The sequence below is a fragment of the Kitasatospora sp. NPDC057965 genome, assembly GCF_042887135.1.
GTDB lineage: Bacteria > Actinomycetota > Actinomycetes > Streptomycetales > Streptomycetaceae > Kitasatospora.
The window spans coordinates 50,213-66,285 of the sequence record NZ_JBHVPZ010000022.1; the positions used below are offsets into that span (position 1 = coordinate 50,213).

Annotated in this window: 3 protein-coding genes; all 3 read right to left on the bottom strand. The window is 66.7% G+C overall.

Annotated elements, in window-relative coordinates; all coding sequences use genetic code 11:
• Nucleotides 1-52: 52 nt before the first annotated feature.
• Genes ACFVVU_RS26605 through ACFVVU_RS26615 form a run of 3 tightly spaced genes read right to left on the bottom strand, consistent with a single transcriptional unit; the run spans nucleotide 53 to nucleotide 15,937 of the window.
• Nucleotides 53-7,141, bottom strand: coding sequence for a DEAD/DEAH box helicase (locus tag ACFVVU_RS26605; protein ID WP_387792635.1), 7,089 nt, complete (start codon nucleotides 7,139-7,141; stop codon nucleotides 53-55).
• Nucleotides 7,138-12,783, bottom strand: coding sequence for an Eco57I restriction-modification methylase domain-containing protein (locus ACFVVU_RS26610; protein ID WP_387792637.1), 5,646 nt, complete (start codon nucleotides 12,781-12,783; stop codon nucleotides 7,138-7,140). The genes ACFVVU_RS26605 and ACFVVU_RS26610 overlap by 4 nt, the downstream gene beginning before the upstream one ends.
• 52 nt (nucleotides 12,784-12,835) lie before the next feature.
• On the bottom strand, nucleotides 12,836-15,937 hold the full coding sequence (locus ACFVVU_RS26615) for a helicase-related protein (protein ID WP_387792639.1): 3,102 nt from the start codon (nucleotides 15,935-15,937) through the stop codon (nucleotides 12,836-12,838).
• Between the last annotated feature and the right edge of the window lie 136 nt (nucleotides 15,938-16,073).

The following is a 16,073-nucleotide window of genomic DNA, read 5'->3' on the forward strand; positions in this document are numbered from 1 at the left end:
CTTCGTCAAGAGGTTGTGCGGGACGGCGCTGGTGCGGCACCGCGAGCAGGATTCAGGACGGGACGGAGTCCGTCCGGGGCGGACTGCTGTTCTTGATTCTCTCAGCGAGTTCCGTTACGGACCATCCCCCTGGGGCACGAACCTCCCAACCGGCGTGACGGCAGCGCCTCATGAAATCCTCGTCCGCTGCGTCCTCCTCCGGGACCACACCAACACGCGACTCGGGCCAGGCCAGTTCGATCGGCACGCCCTTGATGTCGATCGCGTCGTACCCCGCGTGTCCGGCCGGGACGTCTCCACGCTCGCAGAGCTGACGCGCCAACTCCTCCAGGGCGGTTTCGCCGACGCGCGCGAGCCCGTCGAGAACGGTCTTCCAGGCGGCGACGCCCGCGGCCTGCGTCGTCACAGGGCTCTCGGCCGGAGCTGCGGCCGGATCAGCCGCTGGGAGCTCCAGGTCCGACGGGATGACAAGTCCCGTGCCCGGCGCCGCCTCGCGCACAGCGCCGAGCACGCCGGTGCCCACTTCGTCAGCCGCGGCGAGGAGACGGACGTCGAAGCCGTCAAGAGCGGTCCGCGCTAGGAGCAGACCGTCGACTCGCCCGAGGCCGTACGGGTTGAGGAACTGGATCAAGTTGCCCCAGCATAGCCACGCCTTCCAGCGCCGGCGGTGCAGGTCGTTGTCCCCGGCCAGCGCGTCAGCTCGGTCGTCGAGAACGGCGAGGGCAGTCAACTGGGCCGGTCCCCCGGTCGGGTCGGCGATCAGCGTGATGGGCAGTCCGGAGTTGTCGCGAGCGGCGAAGAGACGGATGTCCCCACCCGTTGTCAGGGGTGGCTGCCGGTCGCTGAGTACCGCGCCGACCAGACCAGGAAGCTCGGAACGAGCGGCCTGGATCCGCTTGTCGGGCGGGGTAGTCAGAACAAGACCGGACAGCACCGCCTTGGCGATCCGTTGCCAGTGCTGCGGATCAGGATTTCGCAGGAAGTCGAGCAGGCTCGGGATCGCTCCGGCGAAGGCTACGGAGTCCAGGTCCTCAGGACGATGGCCTTGCTGCTGCCACTGGGCACGCACGCGCGCCCCAGCGCCTCCGACGATGTCGTACGGCGGCCAGGCCTTCTCCGCAGCGGGTCCGGCGAGGGTGGCCGCAAGCGGATCCGGCCGCGGTTCCGCGTCGGGGTCCGCGGCCTGGACGCCCTCGTCCGTTTTGAGTTGCTTGTCCCAGGCGACAACGTCATCCCAGGTGATCTGCCAGACGAGCGTACCGTCGGCCCGCACGCGAGCCCGCCTGGCGGCGTCGCCCGCTATCCGGTTGGTGCGCTCGCTGGCGTGCCAGCGGTAGCCATCGAGATAGACCGCCACGGCCGGAGTCTCACCGTCTCCGGAGCCGGCCCGGGGGCGGAACAACAGATCGGGGCGAGTGCGGTGCTCAGGCAGGTCCTTCTGCGCGACGACCTCCCACGGCACCCGAGCGCCGTCATGGCGCAGCAGGTCGAACTGCTTTCCCAGCCGGCCGGTCGGGGTTTCCTCGTGCAGAACCTCGCCCGCCTTGACGGCCGTACTCTCCAGCCAGCGGTCCAGGGTGTGCAGGAATCGACGTTCCAGGTCGCTCTCCGCCTGCTCGGCGAAGCGGGCCGCGGAGCTCGGCTCATGACTGACGGACCAGCCGCTGGAGCCGTCCCGGCCGAGCAGCTCATTGAGCATCCACAGGGCTTCCTGACGATCCACCAGCTTGAAGTCACGCTGGTCGACATAGCTCAGCAGGCAGAGATGGCAAGCCTTACGGGGCTCTTTCGCGCAGGGGCAGGCATTCAGTGCGGCCTGTGCTTGTGCGAGGACGGCGCGCAGTTCCTCACCCTCACGGTCGACCAAGCGCTGCAGGTAGCCGGTTCCGCCGACCAACGCGTCGTAGAGGACCAAGAAATGCTGGGTCAGGCCGGTCTCCCGGTCGGGGCGGGTGGAGGTCGTGGAGCTGATGTGGGCCGGATCGCCGCCGTAGCTCAGCGCGAGGCCGAGGTGCAGGGCGGCGGAGAACGAGGCGAGCCGCTCCTCGACCTGGAACGTGGCCGCGGGCAGCAGGATGCGCAGTGCCTCGGTGTGGTGTTCGTGAGCCGTGACGACTCGTCGGTCATCCGGGGTCTTCGGGCGTCCGGGGCGGCGGGTGGGACACCAGGGCCGGTGGTGCGCGAGCTCCGGCCGGCCGGCCAGCGACTCGCTGAGCTCCTCCTGCACGGGCCCGTTTCCGGGCTCGCGGTCGGAGGCTCCACCGCAGTCGGGGCAGAGGGTGAAGCCGGTGACATGGACGGCCTGACCTGCGAGGTAGCGGTCAGCGCGGCGGCCGTAACGAGTGGGGCCGAGGTTGAAGCGGCGGATGACGGCCTCGCGGATGTGCTCGACGCCGAAGGTCGCGTGGCTGTGCCGCCAAGAGTCCTTGATCTCGTCCGGGTCGACGTCCACGGCTGCGGCAAACGTGTAGCGGCCGATCTTGCGATTCTCCTGGTCGTCAACGATACGGGCATCGTCACGCTTGTCGCGGGCGGTCACCTTGCGGGGCACGATAACGTCCATCGCGGCGGAACGGCCCCCGATACCCGAGCCGCTGCACCGTGGGCATGCGCTTCTATCCTCGGCGGCGCGCTCCGTACGGACATGCCCGCACTCCGGACAGACTCTCCAGGTCTGCACAGCGTCGGAGCTGCTGTTGTCAGACTTGCTTCGAAGACCGAGGTCGATGCCATCGATCTCGTGCCGGTAGCCGTTGACGTAGTACGAGTTGCCGGGCGCCAGCTCGGCCAGGGCCATCGCAGCCGGACGCTCGTAGGTGCGCAACTCGGAGCGGTAGGTGACCCGGGGCTTCCCGCCATCCGGCATCCCCTGCACTGCCTGCTGCTTTTTTGACGGCTCCTTGCGGGTGAGCACCGCCTCCAGGGCCACAGCGTTGTCGACGAGGCTGTAGTTGGGCAGCAGGCCCTGCTCGACGAGGAATGCCTGGGCACTGGCCTTACCCAGCTCAGTGATGCGCCCCGCGACAGCGCTGGCCTCGCGCTGCAGTCCACGCTTCTCCCGTGCCTGGTCCTCCACTTGGTCGAGAAGAGCCTCCGCCGCGTCATCAATGACTTGTTTGCGTTCGATCAGCTGACGCCGCTGAGCCTCCCACGCCTCCTCGGCGTCGGCACAGCGCTCGGCCAACTCCTCTGCGGCGTACTTCCGCAGCGCGTCCGCCGCCTCGGGTGACACTCCCGAGTCGAGGACGCCGTCGAGCGCGGGGAACAGCCCGATGAACGTCTCAACGAGCTCGTGCCGTTCTGTGGCCGCCTTGGCGAAGGCCTTCAGCCAACCGGTGCGGCCGGTCAGTTGCGAGGCCCGTTCCGGCATCGGGAGCAGATCGCCTAGTTGGACGCGCGCGGCCAGGTCGACCAGGTGAGCCGTGTACTGGCGGCGCAGCAGTTCCACTGCGGACAGGAAGCAACCGGGGGGAAGAATCCGACCCGCAATCAACTGCGTGGGGTCGGACAGATGATAGAGCGCACGGGGACTGTTGTCCGCGATGCTGACCAACAGCGCGTTGCCGGTGCTGCGGCCGGCTCGGCCGACCCGCTGGACGTAGTTGGCGGTGCCGGGCGGCAGCGAGGCAAGGATCACCGCCTCCAGGTCGCCGATGTCGATGCCCAACTCAAGAGTCGGCGTGCAGGACAGGACATTGGGGTCGGTGTGTCGCAGGCCCTCGCGGAAACCCCTCTCCACGGCCTCGCGCTCTGCGCGGGTCAGCACACCGGTGTGCTCAGCGGCCACCACGCTGTATGCGCCGCCCTTGCGGTAGAGGGTGCGGTAGTAGTCCTCGCGGTGGTCTCGGGCCGTGCGGCCGGCGGGCGATGCGGGCGAAGGCGCTCCGGCATCAGCCTCCTGCGACTGGCCCAACGAGCCGATGAGGTAGCCACTGCAGCGCTTCAGCGGGCACGGCAGGCCGATCCAGATCTCGATCCGGTCCGGGTGTACCGTCTGGGTCCACCCACACTCAGGGCAGCCCACACCAGCCCTGCCCACCTGAGCATCCGTGAGCAGTCGCACCCGTACATGGCCGGCGGTCAGTCCGTAGACGCCGGCCGCCGCACCAGGGGCGCGAACTGCCTGGCCGCCCTTGGGCCTGTGGGCGGCGATCGCACCGATGCTCTCGTTCGCCAGCGCCGGGATCAGCTCGGCCAGGTAAGTCGCCGCCGCCGTCCGGTCCAGGCCCAGGCACCGGTGCGTCCAGTCTGCATACCAACTGTCCTTGGAGTCGACCCGGTCGAAGTCCGTCGGGCCGGGTCGGGCCCCGAGCACAAGAAAGGCGGGAGCGTTGGCGTTCTTCCCGAAGGCCTGCATGCCTTCAGGGCGGCCCGACCACACCGAGTGGCGATTCCGGCCTTCGCCCTCGATGAACTGGTCCAGCCAGCGGTGGTGGATGCCACCTCCTTCACGCAGGTGCTCGAGCAGTCCCCGGACGAAGCCCTCGAAGTGCCGCAGAGCGTCCTGGTCTCCCGCAGGAATCGGCGAGGCAGTGTCCTTGTCGTCCACATCCTGCGGCAGGAGGTCGAGCAGCTGTCTCTGGTAGATGGCTCGGGCGGTCTCCGCCGCCTTGCGGGCGTCGGTCAGGTGGACCTCCGCGGCAACCGTGCGGGTCAGTTCCAGCGTGCGGCCCTGCCGGGAGTACAGCCCGAACTCCAGCAGCGTGTTGAGCGCCAGCCGCTCACCTACGAGCGACCACGTGGGGTACGGGATACGCTTGTTGCCTCGCAGCAGGGCTCCGACCCGGTCGAGGTCATGCAGGTCCGGCGGAATCACCGAGGCCAGCAAGTGCTCCTGCGGCGCAGCGGCCCGGCGTACCAGCGCAGCGATCAGGTGGTTCAGCGGCACACCGTCTGGATCGCCGGTGTCCAGCTGCAGCGGATCGTCCGGCTGCGCTCCGGTGGCGCGAGGTTGCAGCAGCTGCTCGGTGATGAGCGAGCGCAGCGAGAACTTCCAGGCCCGGCTGGCGACGAAGCCCGCGCGCTGCGCGGCGTCCTGGACGGAGTCGTTGAAGATCAGGGTCTTGCGGCGGTCAGTGCTCTCCGGGTCCTTCGGGTCCTTCTTGGGCAACTCGCCGCCGGTGAACAGCTGGGTGACCACGACCGAGGTCAGCGGAGCCACACCGGCACCGAGAAAGCGAATGCCCTGGGCCTGCCCGCAGGCCGGGCACTGGTCATCCTTGGCGGCCGCGTCGGCTTCTGCGCCCTCGAACTTGACTTTGACGTAGACGCCGCCGCGCGGGGCCGGCAGGGCGGTACCGTCTGTGGCCAGCATCTCGTCAGGGTCCAACTTCGAGAGTTCCGCGCCCGAGGATTCAAGCAGGCGAACAGTGGCCTCGGCGTCGGCTGCTCGACGGCCGCGACGGGCCCGGCTGTCCCTTATCAAACGAGCCTGGTCCGCCGCCTCGGCCGCACTGGCCGCGATCAGCGCACGCACCCGCGCCTTGTTGGTGCCACCTGCCGCGCTACGGCGGTAGATCTCGTCCGAAGCCGTGACCAGTGCCCCGGGATTGCGCTCGGGCGAGATCGCGGACCAGCCGGACCGCCCGCAGTGGCGGCAGTAGATCGCAGGCAGACGCGCGCCTCCCGGGCCCCGCGAGGCAGCAGTCCTGCGGCCGATGGCGGCCGATGCCCTGGCCGTCGGCGTGGCCCGGTCCGCGTCGCTCCAGGCGAAGTCGGGAACGGTCGAGACCGTACGGAGCACACGGGACAGCGCTCGTACCCACAGATGGGTCTCCACCTGCAGCAATGGCCGCTTTTCATGCTCTGGAGCGTCCGGGTCCCGAGCAACCGAGATCAGCGCGATGAACCGCGCCAAGGCTGTCGCTGCAACTTCGGGAGACTGCTCGGCGGCGTTGCGCCAGAGGGACGTGGAATCGAATGCCGCCAGCACCTGGGGCGAGGTCAGAGGGGCGTCAATCTCCCTCCGCAACAGCGCGTGGGTGATCGGGTGGCGAAGGAGCCGGCGGGCAATCTCTTGCTTGTCCGTCAGATCGCAACCGAGAACGGCCACAGCGACGGCGGCCAACCCCTCAGGACTCCTGGACGGGTCGGGCAGGGCGGCAAGCTCCTGGGGACCGGGGAGCGGAAGGGTCAGGTCCTCGGGCTGGAGAAACGCATTCAGGTCACGACGATCCTCGCCGATCACCGAGTCGGCGGGGAAGCGCGTACCGAAGACCTGTGAGGCGACGTGAAGCATGGACCTAGCAGGGTCGGCGCCGGGCGCCGTAGCTGTGCCATCCGCCTGCGGAATCTCCCCGGATTGTGACAACGAAGCACCGAGGGTCGCTGAGGTGGCGACTGGGCAGATCGCGCCCAGCGGCCGACCGTCCTTCGAGGCGCCGACGACGGAGGCGAGGCGGCGCAGCAGCATGGCGACGTCGGTGCCCTGAGCGCCGTCATAGGTATGGAACTCGTCGATGACGATGTAGGCGAGATCCGCGTCCTGCCAAAGCGGGGCGTCCAGCTGACGCTGCAGCAGGATATCCAACATCTTGTAGTTGGTGATCAGGATATCCGGGGGGTTGCGGCGGATCTCCTGACGATTGGTCATCACCCGGCCGTACGGCGATGCCTTGCTGCCGCCACCTGGCTTGTCACCGATGTACAGGCCGGCGGTGACCTCCGACACCCGGTCGTCCGCCAGGAGCTTGCCGATACGGTCGGCCTGGTCACCGGCGAGGGCGTTCATCGGGTAGAGCAGGACGGCCTTGACCCCGGGGCGGCCCGCGAGTCGTGCCCGGCGGCAGTGGTCGAGCACCGGGATGAGGAAGGACTCGGTCTTGCCGGAGCCGGTACCGGTGGTGACCATTGTCGGCTCGGCCGGGCCCGTCTTGGTACTCAACCGCGCGAATGCCTCAGCCTGGTGGGCGTAGGGTCGGAAGCCCGCCGGCCACCAGTCGAGATGTTGCTGCCAACCATCGTTCGCCGCCTTGAACGGCCGACGGATGCGCAGGTACGGACCGCGGAACAGCCCGTCGGCCGGGTCGTTCAAGAACCCTTCCAACGCCTCGCGGGTACGGTCGTCCGCGAGCGCGAAGGTGGTGCCGAGGTACTGGACCAGCGTCTCCTGGAGGGCCTGCGCGGCGAGAGTCGGCCTCATGATGCGGGGGTGCCCTCCTGGGGTGCGGTGTCCGTGCTGGTGTCGTCACTGCCGACGGTACCGGGCGCCTGCGACATCCCGGGCTCCCAGCCGGCGGCCCGCAAGCGACGGGTGAACTCGGCGTGAGCCGCACGCATTTCCGCCTCGCGGTCGGCACGGCGGAGCGGAGCGCAGTACTCCCAGTTCTCGGTTGGGAGCGGGGCGGGGTGGGTGGGGGCCGCAGGGAGCGTGGCTTCCCGGGGGTAGTCCTCGTGGGAGATGAGCTGCTTCCAAGCGTCCTTGGGTTGGCCGTAGCCGTGGACCTGATGTGCCTTGGTGATGCGGCGTCCGGCCGCGTCGAACCACATGTTCGCCTCGTACTGCTGCATCACGGGGAAGCGTGCGTCGTACATGGCGATCAGTTGGTCAGCGGTGATGCCGAGCCAAACCGCGACGAGGGCGTCGAGCTCGACGAGGGCCGAGCGGCGAGAGCGCTCGGCGCGGAGGGGGGTGACGGCGGTCCAGGTGGGGGTGACACCCATGGCCAGAGGTGGCAGACCCGGCCAGTCGGACGCCCACGTGTCTTGCCTCCAGGCCTCGTCATATAGCTCGGCCCAGAGGGGAGCGTACGCGTTGGTCTGGCAATTGAGACGCAGGGTACGGAGGAGGAGAGCCGAGGCGAGGGGATGGCCCTTGGAGGGAGCCGGCATGCTTCGCGCGTCCGTAACGTCCATGCGTCGATTGGCGGCACGGAGGAGGTAGTCCAGCGGAAGCGCCGCAAAAAATCCCGCGACGAGCACGGTTTCCGCCTTAGTAGGCAGAGCCGAGCTCCGAGCAGTGTGCACATGAGCCACTCCTACTGGGATTAGGCTCGCAAAGAGACTTCGCTCCGTATCCGACGGGATCATCTCACGCCAAATAACACGCCAAAACTTGGAATACGAGCGCGTTGCCCAGTCCATGAGGACCTGTTCGATTACAGACTCCCGATCCACGCCTTCGGCGCTACTCTCGTCCGCAATATTCCCAGCAACCTCGAGCACCGCCTTGTCGTCACGCATCTTCTCCAATAGCTCGCCATCAAGCCAAGAAGTCTGACGCAGCCCGGCCGCATACTTCGCCGAATCCTGCGTGGGGCGATAATTGGTGCGTGGTATAGCATCTTGCGCGAGGCTGACGGAATCCCATGACTCCACCTGCTGAGCAGTCGTTGCACCATTCACTGGCTGCTTCGCGAACGGCGTAGCAACGCCGAAGAACGGTGCTTGCAGAATCACCTGCCCGAGGCTGCCAGCAGGGCCAGAGTCCCAGCTGAAATGCCCTGCCGCACGGTCATCCTTCTCGTGGAATCCTCGAGTAATGAGTGGCTTCATTGCACCTAGCCGATGGGGCCACCGCGCCAGGGCAGCGATTGCGTCCTGCTCGGCGGCAGTGATCGGAAAGAGCAGCTTTACTTCTTCGAGTGGCAGAGATTTCTCCTCCCCTGCCAGATCTCGCCAGTCCGCAAGGATCGCCCGATCCACAATGGTGATCCGGGCACGGTGCGGCCGCAGATCCCAGGTGCCGTTGTGCTTGATTCCTGGCACGTCGCCAGCACCATCATGGGAGATGGATTTTCCGAGAACAAGCGGATGAAACAACCAGTTGACGTGCTGGAATCGAATTTCACGCTCAACCCCGTAGATATTGAGACTGAAATGCGTGGTATGCCCAACCGGCGGCGCAAAGAGGTGCTTCGCATTCACGAAGTCGGCATGCAGCCGCAGATGTCCATACGTGGCTCGCCGCAGCTTGCCGTCCTTGGTCCCTGTCAGATGCGTGGCGGGGTGCAACAAGCCCGAGATCCCACGTTCCCCGACGCACCTCCAAGACAACAACATGAACGCCCGATAGAGATCCGGCTGCGTACCCACAAGCTCCGGGTACATGTCCGCCGAACTCAGAAACTCCCAAACTGCCGCATGGTCGGCCAGCTCTCCCAGGAAAGCCGCCCTCGCTGCCGGCAGTGCGAGAACCTCGTTCTTTCGTTCTTTGTGAGCCTCAGTCGTATACTTTTCCTCCAGCTTGAACCAGGGCTCAAATTCAGCCAGAGCCCCGTCCTGATCCCACTCCGGCTTGACCCACGGCGGATTCCCGACCTGTAGGTCAAACCCTCCATCACTAAAAATGTGTGCGAAATCAAGTTCCCAATGGAAAAACCCGTGCTGTTCCGCGATCCGGCTGGCCGTCCCGCTCCACGGGAACCGCTCCCCCAGGTCGTTCGCCCGGGCCCACACCGTGGCGTCGACCATCGTGGCGTTCAGCTGCTCCTCGAAGTCGTCCAGCTCCGCGAGCGTCCGCGCCTCAACCACATCAAAGAACGTGCCGCCATCACGATCCACGTCCGCAGCACCGACGACAGCCTCAGCGAACTCGATCCAGTCGTCGAGATTCTTCAGCGCGACCTTGCGCCCGCTCTGGCCCTTCTTTCGCAGCGTCAGGTCCTCGCCTTCCGGCCCGACATACAGCTCGTCAGTGCCGTCCAGCTCGCCAACCTTGTCGAGCGGCCAGAACCACAGCGCGCACCAAGCGTCCATTACCTGCTTGAGCCGCCAATACGGTCCCTCGACAGAGTGCAACGCCACACGTACGGCGTCGCGGTCCACCGCTCGGCCGCCCAGCAGTGACCGCTCAGCCAGCATCTCCTCCGAGGCACCCCAGACGTCGATACTCCGGGCGATCTCCTGCTCAGAGAGCTCCAACCGCTTCACGACGAGCTCCCACAGGTACTCCACCCGCCGCGCCAGCGCCTGAAGCCGACCCGTCTGCGGCTGAACGTACGGCGCGACCGCGCGTTGATCGGCCTTGGCTGCCGCTTTAATGGCTGCCGTTCCCCGCTTAGCTCGGCCGAATTCCGGTGCCGCCAGCGACGTCGCAACGTCAGCTCCGGGACCCGCACCACTGAGCAGCGTGTCCTGTTCCCACATCTCCTGCCCAAGATCAAAGGTGCCCTGCCGGTGCACTCCGATCCGAACCGTGACCTGCTGATGCCCGCTGCCCGAAGCAGCTGCAAGAACAGTCGCGGAACCTCCAGCCGGCGCAGTAGCAGCCTTCTTCCGACCCGCCGTCTTCTTCGCCGCCTCGCCCTTCGGCCCCTTGCGGATGCCCTTGCGCCACGCCTTCAGTGCCCTGACGGCCTCCGGCTCCAGCCGGTCAGCCTCACTCTCATCAGTGACGCTCCCCCACCCCATGGCCGGCAGCAGGAACTGGTGCACTGCCCTGCCCGGGATCGGCCCACCCGCCAGCGGATAAGCCGTCGGTCGCTGCGGGTCCTTGGTCTTCAACCAGCCGCCAGCCGACAGCCCCTGGCCGCTGTAGGCCCGGCGCGCCGCGCCGATGAGCGAGTTGCCGCGGTGCAGATGCAACCCGTACCACGGCGCCTTCATCCCCGGGTGCACGGTATTGAGCCACAGCGAGATCTCGGCGAGCTCCACTGCCGTGCGGTTGAGGTCTACGCCGTACGCATTGTGCAGTGCGATGTACGCCTTGACCTTCTGCAGCTCCGCCGGGTAGTCCTCGGCTGGAATGTCCTGTCCGCGTTCCTTCTGCGCCAGCCGCAGGTAGGTGTCTGCGAGTTGATTCACCGCCTCGTTGAGGAACGCACCTGAACCCAGGGCCGGCTCGCAGACACGCCAACGCAGCACCTCCGCCGCTGTAACCGTCGAGTTGGCCGGGTCCGGGTCACCCTCGGGGTGCAGTCGAAAGCGCAGGGCCTGTTCCACAGTCGCCTTGGTCAGCGACTCGGGCGTGTAGTAGGAGGCGCTGGTCTGCCGGTCACGGCCGGCCAGCCGGTACACGTACGAGCCCACCGGGTGAACGCGGGAGACGAGCTCATGCGTCCTGGGGTCCTTGTCCTTGACGAAGACGCTGCCGACCCCGTTCTCCGGGTCAGGGTAGCGGCCCGATTTGGCCTGGGATTCGGTGATGAGCCAGAAGCCGTCCTTGGGGTCACCACTGGGCGCGACCTCGTACAGCGGCTTCTCGGCGATGAATCCCGTGTAGGACATCAACCCCTCGTACACCGCGCCGAGTTGATTGATACTCAGCTTGGCGTACGAGATGAACCCCGCTCGCCGAGACGCGCCTTGCGGCTTGGCGATGGTGAGCAGCCGCAGCACCTTGTGCAGAGTCTTGTTGCGCGGCCGTAGGTCGAGTCGATCCGGCCCTCGCCGCTCTTCCGATCCAGCGTGCGCGGGCGCCTTGAGGACCCGTCCGATCAGCTTTATTGACGCTGGGTCGAAGAGTCTTGAGCGCAGCGCCTCAATGCGGACACCTGGTTGGCCATCGTCCGGCAGAAGCTCGTCAGCTGCGGGCTCGGAGACAGCTCCACGATCACGAGCGGTGTCGGCGACAGGGTGACCTGTGTAGACCTTCTCGAAGAGGAGTTCCAGGGACTCGTGGAAGTGATAGCGCTCACGCGAGTGCGGGTCGATGAGCTGCTCGGCGACAACGAGATCACGCAAGCGTGCGAGGCTGTAGCCGGAGACATACTCCTCACTGTCCATCGGAAGGATCTTCAGCTCGGGCCGGGCTTCGGCGTAGAGCAGGAAGAGGATCCGGTAGAGGTAGCGCAGGGCCTCGGTGGTCAGCAACCGGGGCAGGTCGCCGGGCTCCTTGAGCACATGCGGAAGCCATTCGGCGAGGTCCGCCGGCTCGACTCCCTTGGCGCGGGCCAACGTGAGCACCTCGTTGGCGATCAGTTGCACCGACTCCTGCAGACCGTTGCGCAGATCCGCGGAAACACCGACCGCGTGCTCGTTGGAGGCGGCGATCAGCTTGGCGATCTCGTCCTCGGCGCCATCCGTGCCGGGCCGGAGCGAGGGTGCCCCGAAGAGCGTCGCGATGATGTCGATCTCGCCAGCGGTCGCGCCCTTGGCCTTCTTGCGGGGCAGCGCGATGTCGAGGCTGACAGCGAGATAGCGGCCCTGGCCGAAGACGTTGCAGTCCGCGAGCACGACGACGCTGCCGAAGAGCAACAGGGCATACCTGGGCGCGTTCTCGGCCTGGAAAAGCCAGCGGGCCAGGGCGGTGACCGTGGTGACCTGCTCCCCGGTGGCCACCCTGACGGGCGCGCTCAGCCGATTGGCACCCGAGGGATCCAGAGCCGCGTCGACCTCAGTGGCGAAGCCACCAGTGATGACGACGAGCCCGTCCTCGGCGTGCGCAAGCGGGATCGCGTGCCGACCGGCGGCGCTTTGCATGGTGCGGAATTGCGGGGCAGGGGTGATCCCGAGCGCCAGCATGAGCTGATCGTGCCACTGGTGAAGTGCGCCGCGCCATTCCCCCTCGGGGTCCAGGCCGAAATGGGCAGGAGTCCAAAGGGTCACGGTGGGGGTCGCGTCTTCGGGGGCTGCCTTCAGGATCCGAGCGGCTTCGGCCAGGGCTGCGACCGCGGTCTGGTCGTCGCAGCCGTTGTAGCGCTTGGCTCCGTCGACGAGCTGACCTCGTGCCGCGAGCAGCTTGTCGGAGAGGTCGCGCAGACCCTGACGAGGGGTATGAAGCTTCTGCCGCTCACGCTCAGTCCACTCCTTGAGCAGACCGCTCTTGATCTTTCCAGGCAGGACGTCGTCAAGATAGAAGGCGGAGAGGTACTCGCCCCGGTTGACCAGCGAGTCGTATGTCACGCTTCCTCCTGCTGACCGTGCTGCTTGCCAATGCTCATAGTGGAGTGTCCGCTCATGCCCCGGGCTCCAGGACTGCCAGGACACGCAGCAGCGGTTCACCAGACGTGCGGAGCTTGCGTACGCGCTCCGTCAGCTCGTCGGCAGCCGCGACGACGGTGCCGCGTCGAGTACTGCTCCCGCTGGATCCGCTGGTCTCCTCAGCCCAAATGTTGATCTTGTCCTGGAACTTGTCGAGCGGCTCGTCCACCTTGGCATTGCTGGCAGCCCTGAGCTCGTCCATGTGCACACGCGCCTTCGCCACGGCGACCGGCACCAGAGCGCGCAGGGCGTTGATGTTGCCGGCAGCCCGGTGGTCATCCATGCCCGGGCCGACTCCGAGCTCGCCGAGAAGCTCACGGGTGAGTTCGCGCACCCGCTGCTCCGACACTGGAAGGCGCAAGCGGTCAACGGCCATCCATGAGACGACGGTCGGACGACCCTCCACGTTCGACCAGACGCCTTGGACGAGGAATACGGGTTCGGACACGGAGGTCTGCAGGACCGGGGCCGTCTGTCGGCCCAGCTGCACGAGGACCTTGTCCACCAGCCAGTCGACCACCGGATGCAGATCGCTGACATAGGAGCTGTCCGGCCAGAGCGAGTCGGTGGACTGCCGCGCGCGCTTGAGCGACTCTGCCGCGTCGGAGGGGCTGAAGGTCAGCCGGACGCGCTTATCGATCTCCTGCTCGCGCCGGTAGCTCGCCGGAAGGGCCGAGAAGCGAACGGACAAGTCTTCAGGTGTATCGAAGCTCAGGTCCGAGGCGCTGTCCCACTCAACTCCAAGCTTGTAGGTCTTCAGATCGTCGATCTCTTCGAGAGCCGCGCGGACGAACTCCCGTGTGGTGTCGAACATCCGCAACTGCACCGCCCGCCGCGGCGCAGGCAGTTCGTCGCCATCCACGGTCTCCGGCTTCGCGGTCTCGTCCGCCGCCTCGGCGATGTAATCGTCCGTGGCGAAGAAGTCCATGCCGAACTCGCCCATGGTGCTCTGGGCGAGCGGCGCCTGTTCCACGTCGTCCGCCACCTCAGGCTTCTGAGGTGCGGGCGCCGTCGCTTCCAAGCTCTGGACAGCCTCCTCCGGCGGACTGGTGAGCAGCTTCCTAGTCAGCCGGTCTTCCTCGACATCCGCATCGTGGTACTGCGTGACCGCTTCGACGGTGCCCAAATCCCGGTGGACGATGCGCTCGCGCTCCAACAACCTCTCGGCGATCGCTGTGTCATCCAGTGCGTCCGGCACACTGGTCTTGAGGATCATCGCCCGGAACTCCGGCGGGGTCGACTGTCCGTAGCGGTCGATGCGGCCATTGCGCTGCTCGATCCGGATCAGGCTCCACGGCAGGTCCCAGTGCAGCAGCAACGAGCATTCTCGGTGCAGGTTGACGCCCTCGGAGGCGCCGTCCCCAGTGAGGAGCAGACGCACCTTGGCGCTGCCCAGCGCGAACTCCTCGACATACTTTGTCTGATCGTCCTCCGGGACACCGCTGTACAGCACCTTCACGGCCTCGGCTGCCGCGTCACGGTCCGTCCACCCGAGCAGTGGTGGGACGACCTCGCCGAGCCACTTCAGAGTCTCGACCCGCTCGGAGAAGACGACGGCGCGCACCTGCTTGCCCTTACCAACTCCCTTTTCCTTCAGGACCGCCACCAGCCCAGCGAGCTTCGCCGGCGCAGCTCCGGTGCCGGGCAGGGCCTCGTGCTCGATCCGCCGTGCCAGCCAGGCCAGCCGGCGCAGCGAGTGCACCTCGGCGCTGACAGCGTCCACCACCGGCTCTGGGCCGGCGGCGTCGGTGACCGAGGGCTTGTCCAGCGGGTGCTTCAGATTGCCGAGCCGCTTACGGACGGTCTCGAACAGGGCACGGTGGGAGGAGAGGAAAGACTTGAGGAGGGTGTAGGGGAAGAGGCGATCATCGCCCCGCAGAGAGATCTTCGGCTCATCGCCGTCCAGGGTCGCCTGCTCGGGCCGTCGCAGCCAGACCTCGGCAAGCTCGGCGAAAACCTGTTCTTCCAGCTCCGTCGCGGAACAGTGAACCGGAAGCGAGCTCCCACGTGGAGCCCAGTGGTCCTTGAGGCTGCGGGCGACCTCCGGATTGGTCTTGGTACGTCGGATGTAGAGGTGCTTGATGTCATCCGCGGAGTATTTGCCGGGGTTTTTGATGGCGGTCGGGTCCAGAAGGTTGACCAACCCGGCGAAGGACCGCATCTTGCCGTTGTGCGGGGTGGCGCTGGCGAAGACCAGCGCGTCGGTCTGAGCAGCCAGGACCTTAGCCAGCTCCCGTCGCCGGTTCGGGTTTTTCCCCTGCGCGCGATCGTCCCCGATGAGGTTGTGCGACTCGTCGATTACCACAGCATCCCAGTGCACCTGCCGCAGCAGCGGGAGGTAGCGGTCGCGGTCCTTCAGGGTGTCCATGGACACGATGACGCGCCTGTAAAAGGTGAAGGGGTTGCGGCCAGCCGGGATGCGGTGCTGAATTCTGGCCAGACCGACACTGTCCAGTCGAACCAGGGGAATGGAGAAGCGGGTCCACAACTCATGCTGGAACTGTTCGAGCACGGGTGGCGGGGTGACGACCAGAATGCGTTCACCACGGCCACGACGGATGAGCTCGCCGAGCAGCAGGCCGATTTCCAGCGTCTTGCCGAGGCCGACCACATCGCCGATCAGCAGGCGGGGACGTACGGGGTTGACCAGGGCCTTCTCTGCAGGGCGAAGCTGGTAATCCATCGCGTCGAGGAGGAAACTGTCGGCGACCGCGAGTCCCCGTTCGGACTGCGGCAATGGGGTCTTGCGCATCACGGCTTCCAGGAAAAGCCTGCTACAGCGAAATTCCGGGGTCAGATCGGGCTCGAGCCGGGTCTCCTCGGGGAGCAACGCCCTGGGAGTGTCCAGAGAGGTCAAGAAGCGGGCTTCCTGACCGCGAACGAGCGGGGAGGAACCGGTCGCCTCGATGAGGTACTCGCCAGGACGGATGAGACGGGAGTTGCGGACCAGCCATTCCTCGTCGCGGACCTCAATCTGAGCGCCGGCTGCCAGACCCAGCCCAACAGCAGTGTCCAGGGCGCCCTCCGCCTGCTGCTCGTCCTCAGCCACGCGGGGTCCGGTCACTGCGTCGGGCATTGGCGCTGGTCCTTCCTGGGTTCGTCGTGTTGGTGCCGGCCTATGTGTCCGGCGGGTTGGCCTTGACAGCAACCCTAAGCCGCCGGCCACACGAGCTCCGACTGGCACGGCAGATCTGGCCAGTCCGCCGGGTGAT

What these genes read in the sequence shown, in the direction of transcription:
- ACFVVU_RS26605 (WP_387792635.1), bottom strand. Translation starts at nt 7,141, where the DNA reads ATGAGGCCGACTCTCGCCGCGCAGGCCCTCCAGGAGACGCTGGTCCAG.
- ACFVVU_RS26615 (WP_387792639.1), bottom strand. Translation starts at nt 15,937, where the DNA reads ATGCCCGACGCAGTGACCGGACCCCGCGTGGCTGAGGACGAGCAGCAG.